This is a genomic window from Paenibacillus sp. YAF4_2 (genome assembly GCF_052113225.1).
Classification (GTDB): Bacteria; Bacillota; Bacilli; order Paenibacillales; family Paenibacillaceae; genus Pristimantibacillus.
Window position 1 is genome coordinate 112,370 of the sequence record NZ_JBFRCT010000012.1, and the last position, 16,433, is coordinate 128,802.

At 46.5% G+C, this 16,433-nt stretch carries 13 protein-coding genes; 11 read left to right on the forward strand and 2 right to left on the reverse strand.

The genetic code is table 11. The features are described 5' to 3' along the window. The first annotated feature begins 6 nt into the window (after nt 1-6). The 11 genes from AB4Y93_RS24795 (at nt 7) to AB4Y93_RS24845 (ending at nt 14,876) form a co-directional block, all read left to right on the forward strand. Nucleotides 7-1,065, forward strand: coding sequence for a Gfo/Idh/MocA family protein (locus AB4Y93_RS24795; RefSeq protein ID WP_441896003.1), 1,059 nt, complete (start codon nt 7-9; stop codon nt 1,063-1,065). Nucleotides 1,066-1,219: 154 nt separating this feature from the next. Further along, entirely contained in the window at nt 1,220-3,289 is a 2,070-nt protein-coding gene (locus AB4Y93_RS24800) for a bifunctional aldolase/short-chain dehydrogenase (protein ID WP_441896005.1), read from the forward strand. A 119-nt stretch (nt 3,290-3,408) separates the two neighbouring features. After that, complete coding sequence (gene rhaA / locus AB4Y93_RS24805; RefSeq protein ID WP_441896007.1) at nt 3,409-4,668, forward strand: L-rhamnose isomerase; 1,260 nt, start codon at nt 3,409-3,411, stop codon at nt 4,666-4,668. Nucleotides 4,669-4,681: 13 nt separating this feature from the next. Continuing rightward, nucleotides 4,682-6,154, forward strand: coding sequence for a rhamnulokinase (locus AB4Y93_RS24810; protein WP_441896009.1), 1,473 nt, complete (start codon nt 4,682-4,684; stop codon nt 6,152-6,154). 107 nt (nt 6,155-6,261) lie between these two features. Beyond that, nucleotides 6,262-8,028: a cache domain-containing sensor histidine kinase gene (locus AB4Y93_RS24815; RefSeq protein ID WP_441896011.1), complete on the forward strand. Its 1,767-nt coding sequence runs from the start codon at nt 6,262-6,264 to the stop codon at nt 8,026-8,028. Beyond that, the gene (locus tag AB4Y93_RS24820) at nt 8,025-9,584 is read left to right on the forward strand and encodes a response regulator transcription factor (RefSeq protein WP_441896013.1); all 1,560 of its coding nucleotides are present in this window, start codon (nt 8,025-8,027) and stop codon (nt 9,582-9,584) included. Before AB4Y93_RS24815 ends, AB4Y93_RS24820 begins: the two co-directional genes overlap by 4 nt. A 117-nt stretch (nt 9,585-9,701) precedes the next feature. Next, nucleotides 9,702-11,042 carry an ABC transporter substrate-binding protein gene (locus tag AB4Y93_RS24825; RefSeq protein ID WP_441896015.1) on the forward strand — a complete coding sequence of 447 codons (1,341 nt, stop codon included), beginning with the start codon at nt 9,702-9,704 and terminating at the stop codon, nt 11,040-11,042. Between the two features lie 142 nt (nt 11,043-11,184). Further along, nucleotides 11,185-12,078 (forward strand): carbohydrate ABC transporter permease, encoded by an 894-nt coding sequence (locus AB4Y93_RS24830; protein WP_415639836.1) that lies wholly within the window; start codon nt 11,185-11,187, stop codon nt 12,076-12,078. A 4-nt stretch (nt 12,079-12,082) separates the two neighbouring features. Further along, entirely contained in the window at nt 12,083-12,919 is an 837-nt protein-coding gene (locus tag AB4Y93_RS24835; RefSeq protein ID WP_441896018.1) for a carbohydrate ABC transporter permease, read from the forward strand. A gap of 152 nt (nt 12,920-13,071) precedes the next feature. After that, nucleotides 13,072-13,431 (forward strand): BlaI/MecI/CopY family transcriptional regulator, encoded by a 360-nt coding sequence (locus AB4Y93_RS24840; protein ID WP_441896020.1) that lies wholly within the window; start codon nt 13,072-13,074, stop codon nt 13,429-13,431. Next, on the forward strand, nt 13,428-14,876 hold the full coding sequence (locus tag AB4Y93_RS24845; RefSeq protein WP_441896021.1) for a M56 family metallopeptidase: 1,449 nt from the start codon (nt 13,428-13,430) through the stop codon (nt 14,874-14,876). Before AB4Y93_RS24840 ends, AB4Y93_RS24845 begins: the two co-directional genes overlap by 4 nt. A 34-nt stretch (nt 14,877-14,910) precedes the next feature. Here the strand turns inward: AB4Y93_RS24845 and kduD are convergent, their stop codons facing one another. Then, nucleotides 14,911-15,660, reverse strand: a complete 750-nt coding sequence (kduD, locus tag AB4Y93_RS24850) for a 2-dehydro-3-deoxy-D-gluconate 5-dehydrogenase KduD (protein WP_441896023.1) — start codon at nt 15,658-15,660, stop codon at nt 14,911-14,913. Nucleotides 15,661-15,663: 3 nt separating this feature from the next. Next, complete coding sequence (locus AB4Y93_RS24855; protein ID WP_441896025.1) at nt 15,664-16,431, reverse strand: DeoR/GlpR family DNA-binding transcription regulator; 768 nt, start codon at nt 16,429-16,431, stop codon at nt 15,664-15,666. Nucleotides 16,432-16,433: the final 2 nt, after the last annotated feature.

Below are 16,433 nucleotides of genomic sequence, written 5' to 3' on the forward strand. Positions count from 1 at the left end.
ATGCAGATGAGTGAGAGCTATAAAGTTGTAGTTGCAGGCTGCGGGGGCATGTCTAATGTTTGGATCGATTATGCGATTGAACGTGCAGATACGGAGATCGTAGCACTAGTCGATATCAAGCAAGAATTCGCCGAGAGTATGAGGGAGAGGAAGGGGCTAAACTGCCGGACCTTTACAGATATTGCGGAAGCGATTGAACAGACAGGAGCTAATCTTGTCTTTGATGTAACGATCCCGGCAAGTCACTTCAACATCGCAAGTACTGCAATGAAGAACGGTTGTCATGTTTTTGGTGAGAAGCCGCTTGCGGAAACGCCGGAGGAATGTAAAGCGCTTATTCAAATTACAGAGGAGACAGGTCAGTCTCATGCGGTCATGCAAAACCGCAGATTTGATCCTCGTATCCGTGCACTGCGAAAGATCATTGATACCGGTACGATAGGCAAGCCAGGATTCGTAAATGCTGACTTTTTCATAGGGCCTCATTTCGGCGGCTTCCGCGATACAATGGCCAGTCCGCTGCTGCTGGATATGGCGATCCATACCTTTGACCAAGCGCGACTAATTCTGGGAGCAGATCCGGTATCGGTCTATTGCCATGAATTTAATCCAGCTGGTTCGTGGTATGCGGGAAGTGCGGCAGCTATATGTATTTTCGAAATGTCAGATGGCTCAGTGTTTAACTACCGTGGATCGTGGTGTGCAGAAGGTGCTCATACTTCATGGGAGTCTGATTGGCGGATTACGGGTGAGAAGGGGACTGCGATCTGGAAGGGTCATGAAGAGCCATATGCAGAAGTCGTAGCACCAGGGGAGCAGGATGGGAAATTCATTAAATCCTTTATCCGAATTGAGGCGGACCAAGAAGTAATTGATGCCCATTCGGTGCGAACCGGACATCCGGGCTGCCTGGATGAAATGTTCCAGTCCTTGCAAGAGAACCGCAGGGCGGAGACAGACAGCCGTGACAATCAATACAGTATGGCAATGGTGAATGCGGCGCTCGAGAGTGCGAAGACAGGACGAAAAGTGGATATTGCCGGCTTTATCGGGCAATCGTTGTGAGATTAAAGAAGGAGCGGGAGTAATCCTGCTCCTTTTTGCTGTTTTCAATTCCGAATATATTTGTTTATGCCCGAAATATTTTTGTTTTCAAACAAAAACAAACATGATATTATCTAGACATAAAGATAAAACAAAGTAATCGGAGGTAAACAAAATGGTACAAAGCTTATGGCAATCATCCCTAGCATCTGAATTTACAAACGGTCTGGATCAGTTGGTCTACCGTTCCAACCTGATTGGAGCAGACCGCAAAGTCTGCAATATTTTCGGCGGCAATACGTCTACGAAAACAACGGTGAAAGACTTCCGCGGCCGAGATATTGAAGTGATGTATGTAAAAGGAAGCGGTTCGGATCTTGGCTCGATGAAAGCTTCTAACTTTACCGGTCTTCGTATGGAAGACATTCGCCCACTGTTCGAGCGTGGTGAAATGTCGGATGAAGAGATGGTTGCTTACCTTGGCAACTGTATGATTGATGCGAAGCATCCACGTGCTTCCATTGAAACACTGCTGCATGCATTCCTTCCATTCAAGCATGTTGACCACACGCATCCGGATGCGATTATCAGCCTTTGCTGTGCAGATAACGGACGTCATCTGGCGGAAGAGATTTTCGGCAACCGCTTCGTATGGGTACCTTATGTACGCCCTGGCTTTACCCTTTCCAAAATGATCGCAGAAGGCGTACTTGCTAACCCGAACGCAGAGCTTGTCCTCATGGAGAAGCACGGCCTTGTAACTTGGGGTGAAACTTCGGAAGAGTGTTATGCGCAAACGATCAAGATTATTAATGAAGCAGAAGCTTTTATCGAAGCTCGTGTGAATGAAGCAAAACTGTTTGGCGGAGTGAAGCACGAAGCCCTTCCATCTGACGTTCGCCGTCAAATCGTTTCGCAAGTTATGCCTACCATTCGTGGTGCAGTTTCCGATGTGAAGAAAGCGATCCTTTCCTACGATGATCAAGACGATGTGCTTGCTTTTGTTGGCGGTGTTGATGCTGCGCAATTGTCACAAGTAGGCGCGGCATGCCCTGACCATCTTGTACACACGAAGGTTGTTCCGCTCTTTATCGACTGGACACCTAATGTAGAGGATATTGAAGGTTTGAAATCGAAATTAATGGAAGGCGTAGCTGCCTACAAAGAACAATATAAAGCTTATTTCGAAGAAAACAAAAACGAAGGCGACGTCATGTTCGAAGCCGCTCCGCGTGTTATCCTGATTCCTGGTCTTGGTATGATTAACACAGGCAAAAGCTGGGCGTTATCGCAAGTAAGTGGTGCTTTGTACCATCGTGCAATCTCCGTTATGCGCGGCGCTACAGCACTTGGCAACTTCGTATCGCTTAGCGAGAACGAGTCGTATAACGTGGAATACTGGCCGCTTGAGCTTTACAAGCTGTCGCTTGCTCCTGCTGAAGCTGAGTTCTCACGTAAAGTAGCGTTTATTACTGGTGGTGCAGGTGGTATCGGCAGCGAGACAGCACGCCGTCTCGTATCGGAAGGTGCACATGTCGTGCTTGCTGACCTTAACTTGGAAGGTGCACAAAAGGTTGCTCAAGAAATTAACGATAAATTCGGCGAGAACCGTGCATTTGCTGTGAAAATGGATGTGACAGATGAGCAAGCTGTTCAAGCGGCTTACGCTGAAGTTGCGATCATGTATGGCGGCGTAGACATTATCGTCAACAATGCTGGCCTAGCAACTTCCAGCCCATTCGATGAGACTTCCTTGAAAGAATGGAACCTGAATATCAATGTGCTTGGCACTGGTTATTTCCTTGTAGCTCGTGAAGCGTTCAAGCTGATGAAGCAACAAGGCATCGGCGGCAACATGGTATTCATCGGCTCCAAGAACTCGATCTTCGCAGGCAAAAGCGTTACAGCTTATAGCTCTGCTAAAGCGCTGGAAGCACACCTTGCACGCTGTATTGCTGCAGAGGGGGGAGAATTCGGTATTCGCGTAAATACAATCTTGCCGGATGCAATTCTGCAAGGCTCCGCGATCTGGAATGGTGCATGGCGTAATGAACGTGCGGCTGCTTACGGCATCGAGCCGGATCAACTGGAAGAGCATTACCGTAAACGCACAACATTGCTCGTAAATATTTATCCACGAGATATTGCAGAAGGTATCGCTTTCTTCGCATCCTCGAAATCAGACAAAACAACAGGCTGTATGCTGACGATTGACGGCGGTGTACCGGCTGCATTCACACGCTAGTACATGCTTACGAGGTAAGAATTGCTGCCAAGAGCAGCATCAATTCTTAGGTACATGCTTACGAGGTAAGAATTGCTGCCAAGAGCAGCATCAATTCTTTTTAGGAGGCGTCCAAATAGATGGAATCTAATGTGAAACAAGCATATGAAGCGGCAAAAGCCTTATATGCTCAGCATGGTATTGATACAGATGAAGTGTTGAAAAAGCTGGAGGAAGTTAAAATCTCCATGCACTGCTGGCAAGGCGATGACGTGAAAGGCTTCTTGAACGCTGATCAGGAATTAACCGGCGGTATTTCAGTTACCGGTCAATATCCTGGTGCGGCAAGAAACCCGGAGGAGCTTCGCTCTGATCTGGAGAAGGCTTTCGCCCTTATTCCGGGCAAACATAAAGTCAATCTTCATGCGATCTATACCGATACAGATGAGAAAGTAGAGCTGGATCAGCTGGAGCCACGTCACTATGAACGCTGGGTGGATTGGGCGAAGGAACAAGGTCTTGGACTGGATTTCAACCCGACCTGCTTCTCGCATGAGAAATCGAGTGACGGATTTACACTAAGTCATCCCGATGCAGAAATTCGTCAGTTTTGGATTGATCACTGCAAAGCTTCCCGCCGGATCGGCGCGTACTTTGGTGAGCAGCTTGGCCAAACCTGCGTAACGAATGTCTGGGTACCGGACGGCTTCAAGGATAATCCGGTTGACCGGATGACGCCCCGCAAACGTCTGAAGGCTTCTCTTGATGAAGTTTTTGCAGAGCCGCTTGATCCGAAGTACAACCTGGATGCGGTTGAGAGCAAGCTGTTTGGTCTTGGTTCTGAAGCGTATGTAGTAGGTTCGCATGAATTCTATATGGGTTATGGGATTCAGAACGATAAGCTTATTTGCCTCGATGCGGGTCATTTCCACCCGACGGAGGTTATTTCGAACAAATTGTCTTCCATTGCGCTCTTTACTAGCGGCATTCTTCTTCATGTCAGCCGTCCAATGAGATGGGACAGCGATCATGTTGTCATTATGGACGATGAGCTGCTCGAGATCGGCAGAGAATTGGTACGTCATGACTTGCTTGGCATTACTCATATCGGCCTTGATTTCTTTGATGCAAGCATTAACCGTGTAGCAGCGTGGGTTGTTGGTACACGCAATACAATCAAAGCACTTCTTCGTGCGATGCTTGAGCCCGTTGATGCGCTTAAGAAATTTGAGCTGGAAGGCGATTACACAACACGTCTTGCGTTAACAGAAGAGTTCAAGTCGTATCCATTTGGCGCAATTTGGGATTACTATTGTGCTTCGCAGGGTGTACCTGTTCGTGAGCAGTGGATTGCAGAAGTGAAAGAGTATGAACAAAACGTATTGCTGCAGCGCGGGTAAGGGGGACAACCAGTTGTCGAACATACTTGCATTTGACCTCGGTGCGAGCAGCGGAAGAGCTATTCTCGGCAAGCTGATTGACGGCCGCATCGTAACCGAAGAGCTGCATCGGTTCCCTAATGATCCGGTACAGACGGGCGATCGTCTGCAATGGGATATTCTCCGGCTGTATCATGAGATCAAACAAGGCTTGCTCAAGGCTAAGCATAGCGGAGCAGAACCAGTCAGCATTGGTATCGATTCATGGGCTGTTGATTATGGCTTTATTGGCAGAGATGGCAGCCTGCTTGGCAACCCGCTGCATTATCGGGATCAATCGAGCGCAGGGATGATGGAAAAGCTGCAGGATGAACTGACGCCTGGCGAGATCTTCAAACGGACAGGGATTCAATTTCTTCCGTTTAATACGATCTACCAGCTTTATGCAGCTAAGAGCAGTCAATCGCCGCTGCTGGATATCGCTGAGCATTTCCTTATGATTCCGGATTTGCTGCGTTATTTCCTAACAGGTGAGAAGTATAACGAGTTCTCTAATGCAACAACAACGCAGTTGTTTAACCCGATTACTCAAGAGTGGGATGAGGATTTGCTGAAGCATCTTGATCTGCCGCAATCCCTGTTTGGTCAAGTATTGCAGCCGGGTTCACCGGCTGGATATTTGCAGCAATCGGTACAAGAGGAGCTGGGACTTGGACCAATCGCCGTCCATGCAGTAGCCGAGCATGATACGGCCTCTGCCGTTGTCGCTGTTCCGGCAGTGGACCGGTCCTTCGCATACTTAAGCTGCGGGACATGGTCGCTGCTGGGCACAGAAATCTCGGAGCCGATCATTTCTGAAGAAGCGCAGCAGCTGAATTTTACGAATGAAGGTGGCTTTGGCGGGACTTATCGTCTGCTTAAGAACATTATGGGCTTATGGATACTGCAGGAATGCCGAAGAGAATGGGAGCGTGCTGGCCAGAACTATAGCTTCCCTGAGCTTGTGAAGCTTGCTGGTGAAGCACAGGCCTTCTCCGCATTTATTGAACCTGATGACCCAATGTTTATGGCACCTGGCGATATGCCAGCTCGAGTAAGGGAATATTGCCGGAAGACGAATCAGCCAATCCCGAATGATACAGGTTCACTTGTACGCTGCATTCTGGAAAGCCTCGCCTTCAAGTATCGCTATGTGCTTGAGATGACGGAGCGTTTGTCCGGTCAACAATTTAATGGACTTCATATGGTAGGCGGCGGAATCCATAATACGCTGCTCTGCCAATGGACCGCGAACGCTATTGGCAAGCCAGTATGGGCAGGACCGGCAGAAGGCAGTGCAATTGGCAATTTGGCTGTGCAATGGATCGCAAGAGGGGAGTTCTCAGATATATGGGAAGCCCGCAGCGTCATTCGGGATTCGTTCCCAATGACAAATTATGATCCTGAGCAAGGTGAAGCGTGGTATGATGGATATGGACAATTCTTACATGTAACAGGACTCCATTGAGATTATCCATCAGATGCCTTATGAAATGAGTTTTTTACGGGCAGCGGTACTGCGGGATAATCCCGTCGTACCGCTGTTTTTTATGTCTACTATAAAGAGAGAAGGGGATGACCTTGAGGCAGGGAATGTTGGCGTTCTACTATAATCTGCGGATCAAGTACAAAATTATCGTTCTTCTAGCTTTGATGATGTCCGTTATCGGCGTCGCAACCTTTGTCGTTATGCATTATGCTTTCCGCGCTTATGACAAAGAGATTTATAAGCAATCCGCCAGCGCGCTTAACAGTGCCTCCCTAGGAATTGAGAAAGAACTGCGGAATATGGAGAAGATTTCATTCCAGATTGCGACAGACAGCTATATCCAGGGATATTTAAGTGAAATCAAGGCTGGAGGCTCAGATTACAGCAATTATTTGACGGCGGTTAATCTACGGTCACGTCTGCTTACGTTCACGAGTAATGAGAAGTATATTCTTTCCTTTCATGTGATGGATGTTTTTGCGAAGCAATATGGAAACGGATACAAAATGATTACGTTATCCAAAGAAAGAACCGATCAAGTTATATATGAGTCGAATACCACGTTTGGCGGCGTCAAGTTTGTGTCTCCGGATCATGGTGACAATGCGCTAATAGCAGGCAGGGAAATCCGGCGGGTGGATGGATTGGAGCTTGATCATCTTGGCAATATGGCGGTCCGGATCGATATCGATCGTCTCTACAGTGATCTAGTCACCTCGACAGATAGCAAGAAAGCGAATTTCGCGATTATGGAAAAGGGCGGTAATCTGGTCTATCCGTTAGACCATCCCAATGCGATAAATCTTGCTTCCTTAAAGCTGCCGGGCCAGCAAGGCTTCAAGATTGTCAGCATCTCCGGCAAAAAGTATTTCATTACGTATTTCTCATCCAGCACGCTGGACTGGGTGTATGTGAACATGATTTCGTATGAAGATATTTTCCACAGAACAGAGAAAGCAAAGAATACCGTCATTATCGTCTATATTCTGCTCTTTCTTCTTATTCTTACAGCTGCGCTTGGTTTCTCAAGATCCATTACCGGACCTATTGAGCGGCTGAATCTGAAGATGAAACGTATTCAGCTTGGCCACTTCGAATTTGTGGAAGAGCAGGAAGAACGGATGCTATCGAAGGATGAGGCCGGCCAACTGCAGCGCAACTTCAGAATGATGGTGGGACGTATTGACGAGCTGATTAACGAAAATTACGTAAAGCAGCTTACGATCAAGGATACCGAATTTAAGGCGTTACAGGCACAGATCAACCCGCATTTTCTGTACAACACGCTGGAATCAATCAACTGGTCTGCCAAAATCGCCGGTCACAAGCAAATTTCGATCATGGTGGAATCGCTTGGTTACTTGCTGCGCAGCACCATCAGCCATAAGCAGCCGATGGTCACACTGGAAGATGAGATGAGACTGGTGAGTCATTATGTGGCTATCCAGCATATTCGGTTTGAAGAACGACTGGTGTTTGAGAACCGGGTTCCAGACCGGCTGCTTGGTTTTCAAGTGCCTAAGCTTAGTCTGCAGCCTCTTGTTGAGAACGCGATCAATCATGCATTAGAGCAAATGATTGAACCATGTATCATCTCGATTACAGCTGAAGAATGTGAAGGTGGCATTACGATTTCGGTGGAAGACAATGGTCCCGGTATGGCACCTGACGTAATTGAACAACTGCGGAATGGCTTGATTACCCCAAGGGGAACCGGAATCGGGCTTCGAAACATTGAAGACCGCATCAAGATGTTATTTGGAGAAGCGTACGGGATCCGGGTAGAAAGTGTTCCGTTAGCTTACACACGCTTAACCTTGTATTTACCGATTGAAATGGGGGAGAGAGCATGAAGTATAAGGTGCTGCTAATTGATGATGAACGGATTATTCTTGAGGGCATTGCTTCACTGATGGATTGGGACAAGTATGGTACGCAGCTTGCGGGAACGGCGCGTAATGGACTGGAAGCGCTTCAATTCATCGAATCGCAGCCGCCGGATATTATTATCAGCGATATTCGTATGCCCGGCATGGATGGGTTAAGTCTAGTTAAGCAAGTGAAGGAGAAGTATCCGCACATTGCCTGCATTATGCTGAGCGGCTTTGGTGATTTCGATTATGCTCGCCAGGCGATGCAGCACGGCGTGAAGCATTATTTGCTGAAGCCGTGTAATGAAAATACGATTGCTGAAGCGCTTGTCTCGGTTGTAGAGCAGTTGAATGAGGAACGGCATACCGATGCCTTTATGCAGCGCATGCAGGAAGAGCTGAAGAAGGTTCTTCCAAGCGCGAAGGAGCAATTCCTGAAGGAATATGTGACGAATAAGCGATATGGACGTCGGGAATGGGACGAGTACGGCAGACTGTTTGGTATTCAGCTTGAGAACCTGCAGGCTAGATTGCTGTTGTTCCAATTGGAAGGACCATACGAGTTCGATCATCTTTTTGCGATCAAAAACATTGCAGAGGATATTTTAGGTAAACCCATTATTTTATTAAGCACCACAATAGGCAGTCAGCTACTTATCCTTATACGTGATCAGCATGCTGAGGCAGAGCTGTTAACTATCCTGTCCGAAGTGAGACGTACCTTCTTTGGTTACTTCCGGATTGACACGACGATTGCGATCAGTGATGCTGGTGAACTTGCCGATGCACGGAAAATGTACATGGATACGTTAGGCTGTCTGAACCATCGCTTTTATCTAGGTGGGGGCAGCTTGATTACAGTCCGTGATATTCAGATGCAAAACGAGCAGGAGGAGCAGGCCTTCCTGTTTGATGATTCACAGCTTTGTCTGGCGGCCAAATCAGGCAACTGGGAAGAGACCAGCCGAGAGCTGGATGAAGCTTTCCGGATTCTGGCTGAGCTTCGGCTTGACGATCTGACTGCCAAATCCAATGTCATTACTTTGTATGTCGCACTGTTCCGGCAAGCTGAGCCAAGACGTATGAACGAATATTTGCAGCTGCTCGCGAAGTTTGAGGGGTTAAGCACACTTCAGGCTCTAAGAGCTTTTGTTGAAGAGGCGGCCAAACGGATTTGTCAGGAGAACTATGAATTACAAGCCTGCAGGCATTCCAGTATTATTCATAAAATGATGAACATTGTTACGGAGCATTTGGGTAATCCCGCGCTCTCTCTGCAATGGGCGGCAAGCGAGATTTTATATATGAATGCGGATTATTTAGGCAAGCTCTTTAAGAAAGAGACAGGCGACAAATTCTCGAATTATGTCATGAAAACACGAATGGATAAGGCCCTGGAATTGATAGAGGAAAGCAATGATGTCAAGGTGTTTGAGCTTGCGGAGCAGCTTGGATTCGGCGATAATCCTCACTATTTCAGTCAGGTATTCAAGAAATATACGGGCAAATCACCGTCAGATTTCAAGAAAACATCATAATCAAGATGTCTGTTTTTTGACGAAAAATCACTGGTTATTCGATTCYGGGCTCTCCTAATTGAATGTAATATAGGAAATGTAAACACTTACATGGTTTGAGGAAGGGGCGCTAGAAACATGGGAAAGAAGCTATCAGCAGCAATTGCACTCATCTTAGCTACGACTCTTACAGCATGCGGCAGTGGAGGCAACAACAATAACAACACAAATCAAGCAGCCAACACGAACGCTAATGCAAGCACTTCAGCGAATGCAGGGAAAACGGATACGGGGGAAAATGTTACACTCCGAATTGCTTGGTGGGGCTCCCAGCCTCGTCACGATTATACCCTCGAAGTAATCAAAATGTATGAGGCTGCTCATCCAAACGTTAAGATTGAAGCCGAATACGCAAACTTTGATGACTACTGGAAGAAGCTCGCTCCTCAAGCAGCAGCAAGCGAACTTCCTGATATTGTGCAAATGGATATTTCCTACTTGTCACAATACGGTTCGAAAGGACAGCTTGCTGATCTTACACCTTACTTAAACAACCAGATTAATGTGGCAGATATCTCAGAAAACGCAATTTCCGGCGGTAAAATCGGCGATAAGCTGTACGGCTTTAACCTTGGTGTAAACGCAGTTAACTTCCAGTATGATCCTGCCCTTCTGAAGAAGCTTGGCGTGGACAAGCCGGATGACAACTGGACTTGGGATGACTATTACGCACTTGCAGCAAAAGCGAAGGAAGCAGGACTGTACTTCGATAATGGCTTCCGACCAGAAGTATTCTTCGGTTACTACCTGCGTACGAAGGGCCAGCATCTCTACAATGCAGAAGGCACGGCACTTGGCTATGATGATGACCAGCTGTTCGTTGACTTCTTCAAGCCGCTGTCGCAGCTTGTCAAAGATGGAGACACTCCTCCGCCAGACGTGAAGGCGCAAATTAAAGGCCTGGAAGATGACTTGCTCGTTAAAGGTCAGCAAGTTGGTATTTTCCAATGGACAAACCAATTCGTAGGCATTCAGCAAGTAGCGAATCGTCCACTTGAGATGGCTCATATGCCAGGTCCAGATCGTGAAAAGGGCCTTTATCTCAAACCTAGTATGTATTTCTCTGTCGCACAGAACTCCAAGCATAAAGAAGCGGCTGCCGACTTCATCAACTTCTTCGTAAATGATGTTGAAGCGAACAAGCTGATCAAAGGCGACCGTGGTGTACCTGTCAGCAGTAAAGTAATTGAAGCGATCAAAGGTACGCTGGAACCGGCTCAGCAGCAAGTATTTGATTATGTTGCTTGGGCACAAGAGAACAGCTCCCAAATGGATCCGCCAGATCCAATCGGTGCAGCGGAGATTATTACCTTGTTTGCTTCGATTGCCGAACAAATGGACTTCCAGCAAATATCGGCTGAGGATGCTGCTAAGCAATTCCGTGAGGAAGCCAACGCGATATTAGCGAAGAACAAATAACGAATGACAGGCAGGAGATGGCTGGCCATAACGGCCAGCCATCCTTTATACAAGGCGTATATTGCACCGCGATACGAATGCTGCTCCTACTCTAGGACGGCGCAGCCTTGCGGCAGAGAATCTTGTGCAGGAGATGGTAGGAATGAGAGCGGTTTTTAAGAAAGATTTAGCTGGTTATGCTTTTATCAGTCCATTTGTTGTTGGTTTTCTTGTATTTACCTTTATTCCGATTCTAGCTTCTCTCTATTTATCATTTACGGATTATGATCTGTTCACCACACCATCATGGGTTGGTTTCGACAATTATAATGACTTGTTCACGCATGACAAGAAGTTCTGGCAGTCTTTGAAAGTAACGTTCCTATATGTATTTATCGGAGTTCCACTACGTCTGTTTTTCGCGCTTATGGTCGCGATGCTTCTGAATACCGCTTCGAAGGCGGTTGGTCTTTATCGTACGTTGTTCTACCTTCCTTCCATTATAGGCGGCAGCGTGGCTGTCTCCATCATGTGGCGTAACCTGTATGGCGATAAAGGGATTATCAATGGCCTATTAGAAGCTGTTGGCCTTGACGCCGTAAGATGGTTCGCTGATCCAATTGCAGCGCTATGGATGCTCATTACGTTGTCGGCTTGGCAGTTTGGCTCATCCATGCTTATTTTCCTAGCCGGACTTAAGAATATCCCGGTCAGCCTATATGAGGCTGCTGGTGTAGACGGCGCAAATGGGATTCACCGATTCTTTAAAATAACGGTGCCAATGCTGACACCGATCATATTGTTTAATGCAATTATGCAAACAATCGGAGCTTTCATGACGTTTGTTCCGGCTTATATTATTTCTAAGGGAACAGGTGGTCCATTGGACGGCACCTTGCTCTATTCGCTTTATTTATTCCGTCAAGGCTTCCAGTTCTTCGATATGGGAACCGCTTCGGCAATGGCATGGATTATGCTCATTATCGTAGCTATTCTAACAACCGTCTTGTTCTTGTCGTCGAAATACTGGGTTCACTACGAGTCGAAGGAGGGGTAAGCACATGATAGCAAAAAAATGGAGATGGTCGATTTATCATATCGTTGCAGCAGGCGGCGCTATCGTGATGATCTATCCTGTTATTTGGCTCCTGATGAGCTCATTCAAGAAAAGCGAGACGATCTTTACTACCTCAAATAAACTAATTCCTGATCATTGGATTTGGACGAATTACTCGGAGGGCTGGCAAGGCATTGGCGGACATACGTTTGGCACTTACATTTATAACACATTGGTTCTTGTTGTTTTGGCTACAATCGGGGCAGTATTGTCTTCGGCACTTGTCGCCTTTGGCTTCGGCCGGCTGAACTTCAGAGGGAAGTCATTCTGGTTCGCGATTATGATGGTTACTCTCATGCTGCCGCATGACGTAACTCTCGTTCCGCAATACATTTTGTTCTCGAAGATTCATTGGTTGAATTCGATTAAACCCATTGTTATTCCAGCGTATTTCGGAGCACCGTTCTTTATCTTCCTGATGGTACAGTTCATTCGAACGATTCCAGGTGAGCTTGACGAGGCGGCGACGATTGACGGCTGCGGTAAATTCCGTTTGTTCTATCGCATTATTCTGCCACTGATCATTCCTGCAATGGCAACCGCAGCGATCTTCTCCTTCTACTGGCGCTGGGAGGACCTGATGGGACCATTGCTTTACTTGAACAAGCCATCGATGTACACCGTTTCCATGGCACTTAAGATGTATCTTGATGCCGAGACATTATCGAATTGGGGCGCTATGTTCGCCATGTCAATTGTAAGCTTGCTTCCTGTTTTCGCAATTTTCTTCTTCTTCCAAAAGCATATTGTTGAGGGGATTAGCACAAGCGGGTTGAAATAACGAGTATTAGTGGTTAATAAGAAGCTGTCCGAGATATTCTCGGCAGCTTTTTTTTGTTGTATTGCTTTCTTCGCTTGACAATAGAGGTTTACTCCAATAAACTTCTCTTATGAGGTTTACTGTGTTAAACCTTTTGAAGGGGGGCGAACGGAATGGAATCCTACAAATTATTTGATGCCGAATATAAATTTGCTAGTCTGATTTGGGACAACGAACCTATTAATTCAACAGATCTTGTAAAGCTGAGCAAAACAAAACTTGGCTGGAGTAAGTCAACGACCTATACCGTTCTAAGAAAGCTGTGTGAGCGGGGGATTCTTCAGAATGAGGAAGCGATGGTCACTGCTCTTGTGAAAAAATCAGACGCTCAGAAATACGAAAGCGAGACCGTTGTTGAGAAAGCATTCGATGGGTCTTTGCCTCAGTTTCTAACAGCTTTCTTGGGAGGCAAGAGATTGACTGAGAGGGAGGCTGAGGAGCTGAAGCGGATTATAGAGGAGGCATCGCAATGACGAGTCTGTTCATTACGATTCTTAATATGAGTATAACAGCAAGCTATGTGGCATTAGCGGTCATGCTGGCGAGATTATTGCTGAAGCGGGTTCCTAAAATATTCTCGTATATCCTTTGGCTTGCTGTCGCTGTTAGAATGGTTATCCCTATTAGCTTCACATCTGGTTTCAGCCTATTGGCATTTGTACAACCTCAGGGTAAATCAGATACAAATGTTATGGAATATGTTCCTTCGGATATTGAGCTGTTGAAAAATCCTGTTTTGGATATCGGAATAAACCGCTTGGTATCATTGCCGTCTGCAACTCCTGGCTCAAGTGTTAATCCGATGCAGGTCATCATGGCGGTTGTGTGTTTGATTTGGATAACAGGTGCAGTTGTTCTGCTTTTTTACAGCATCATCATGTATATAAAATGTTGGGCTGAGCTGCGAACGGCAACTCTGGTTAAGGATCGGATTTTTGAAACAAACCGGATTTCTACGCCTTTTGTGTTCGGTTTTCTAAGGCCGAAAATTTATATCCCTATCGGGATCAGCGAACAGGAACTTCCTTTTATTATAGAGCATGAGCTTACACATATTAGAAGACGGGATCACTTGATTAAGCCTTTTGCGTATTTGCTGCTGATCATTCATTGGTTTAATCCATTGATGTGGCTGTCGTATAGACTGATGAACAAAGACATGGAAATGTCCTGTGATGAGCGTGTTGTGCGTTCGATGGGGGAGGGGACCAAAGGAAGCTATGCAGCAACCTTGCTTTCCCTTGCGGTAAGTCGGGGCCAAGTACAAATCGCAGGTCCACTTGCTTTTGGAGAGAACGATGTGAAGGCTAGAATTAAAAACATTGTGTCTTACCGGCAACCTTCGTCCCGAGTAATTGCTATATCTGTACTCGTATTTGCTGCTTTGATTACCGGGTTTACAGCTAATCCTAAGCCGTTGCAACAATCGTCGTTTCCTTCGCTATCAGCGGGAGACGATAGTGATCTGATCTATGATCTAAGTAAGTTAATGGATAACAAAACGCTGTATGTAGGCAATGCTTCCAAAGTTGGAGGGCTGATCAGTGCATTGCCTAAACCGGTAGGGCTAGAAGGAAAAGGGCTCGAACTTCAGACCAAAACACAGCCTTACGGTGTGACAATTGTATATATAATGGATGATAATAATGAGATGACTGCTCTGAAAAACTCGGAATTTGATATTTTTTATAAGAATTCCATCATGCTGCTCAGTCTAATTGATAACGTAGATCATATCACCTATCGGATAACGAATAGCATCAGTATAACTAAGCGGGGTGCCGTGGAAATTAACCTGTCGCGGGCCGAAGCGGATCAACTGCTTGGAGAAGATGTCCGTCATTTTGCAACAGATGAGCAAAGCATTAGAGAGTTGATCGACCGTATAGAAAACTTGTCTTTTTCAAATATCAAATAAAAAAACGCTCCAAAACTGGAGCGTTTTTTATTTATTATCGACCCATCCAGCCGCCGTCTACGTTGAGGACATGGCCGCTCAAGTAGTCGGATGCGGAGGAAGAGAGGAATACAACAGGACCTTTCAGGTCTTCCGGAGTACCCCAGCGTCCTGCTGGAATACGCTCGGTGATTGCATTCGTACGAGCTTCGTCCTTCAGGATTGGAGCTGTATTGTTCGTTGTCATATAGCCAGGTGCAATCGCATTGACATGAACACCACGGCCAGCCCATTCATTAGCCAGAGCTTTAGTCACGCCGGCAACCGCGTGTTTACTTGCTGTATAGCCGGGTACATTAATGCCGCCTTGGTAGCTGAGCATCGATGCGACATTGATGATTTTACCGCTACCGCGCTCCAGCATATGACGGCCAGCAAGCTGGCATAAGAAGAAGACGGAGTTAAGGTTAAGATCAATCACATCATACCAATCTTTAGCGGAGTGATCGGCAGCAGGGGTACGGCGAATAATTCCCGCATTGTTCACGAGAATATCAACTTTGCCAAAAAATCCGAGTGCTTGGTTAAATACATCCTCAAGAATATCAGCATTGCTCAGGTTTGCTGAGATTTCTTCCGCTTGACCGCCAATTGCACGAATAGCTTCAACTGTGGCATTACTGTTAGAAGAAGAAATAGCTACGATCGACGCACCTGCCTCTGCGAGTCCAATTGCCATCGCTTGGCCAAGTCCACCCGAAGTGCCGGTGACAACGGCTGTTTTGCCTGTAAGATCAAATAACATCGTTTATTTCATCCTTTCATAGATCGCTAGATTAGCACCGACCTGCCTATATTGCTCCGCAGTATCAGCGGCAATGCCGGTGTCCGTTAAAATCGTCGTAATTTCTTGAAAGCCAGCAAAAGTGAACAATGCTCCTTGCCCAAATTTATGATGATCGACTACTACATAGGAGGATTGAGACGTTTCGAGCAATGCTCGTTTGAACGCTGTCAAATCCCCAGTATAGATCGTAAAACCAAATTCGGGGTGAACACCTGTCGCGGACAGGAAAGCTTTCTTGATGTTCAGCTTCCGGATATACGCTTCTGCTTCCGCACCTGCCAGCATATTTCGAACTCGGTAGCCCCCAGGCACAACCAACTGGATTTCATCCTTACGGGAAAGCTCGGCAATAATATGCACATCATTCGTTATGACGGTAAGAGGCTGGTTAGGAAGCTTCTTCGCGATTTCAAGTGTTGTACTGCCGCCGTCTAAAGCAATAATATCGCCGGGTTCGATATATTGAAGCGCCAGCTCGGCAATCTCTGTTTTCTCCGGTGCATGCCTCACAAGCGGCTCTTGCTGAGATAGGATGCCTAGTTGATCGCTTTGGGCAAGGACTGCTCCCCCGTGAATACGGAGGAGCAGTCCTTTTTCCTCAAGCCTTGCCAGATCCTCGCGAATGGTCTTGCCAGTCACATTCAGTCGGTCGCTTAATTCCTGAACGGTAACTTCGCGGCTCGCCAGCAGAGCTTCCATAATTAATTCATGTCTGTGAATAACATTCATTG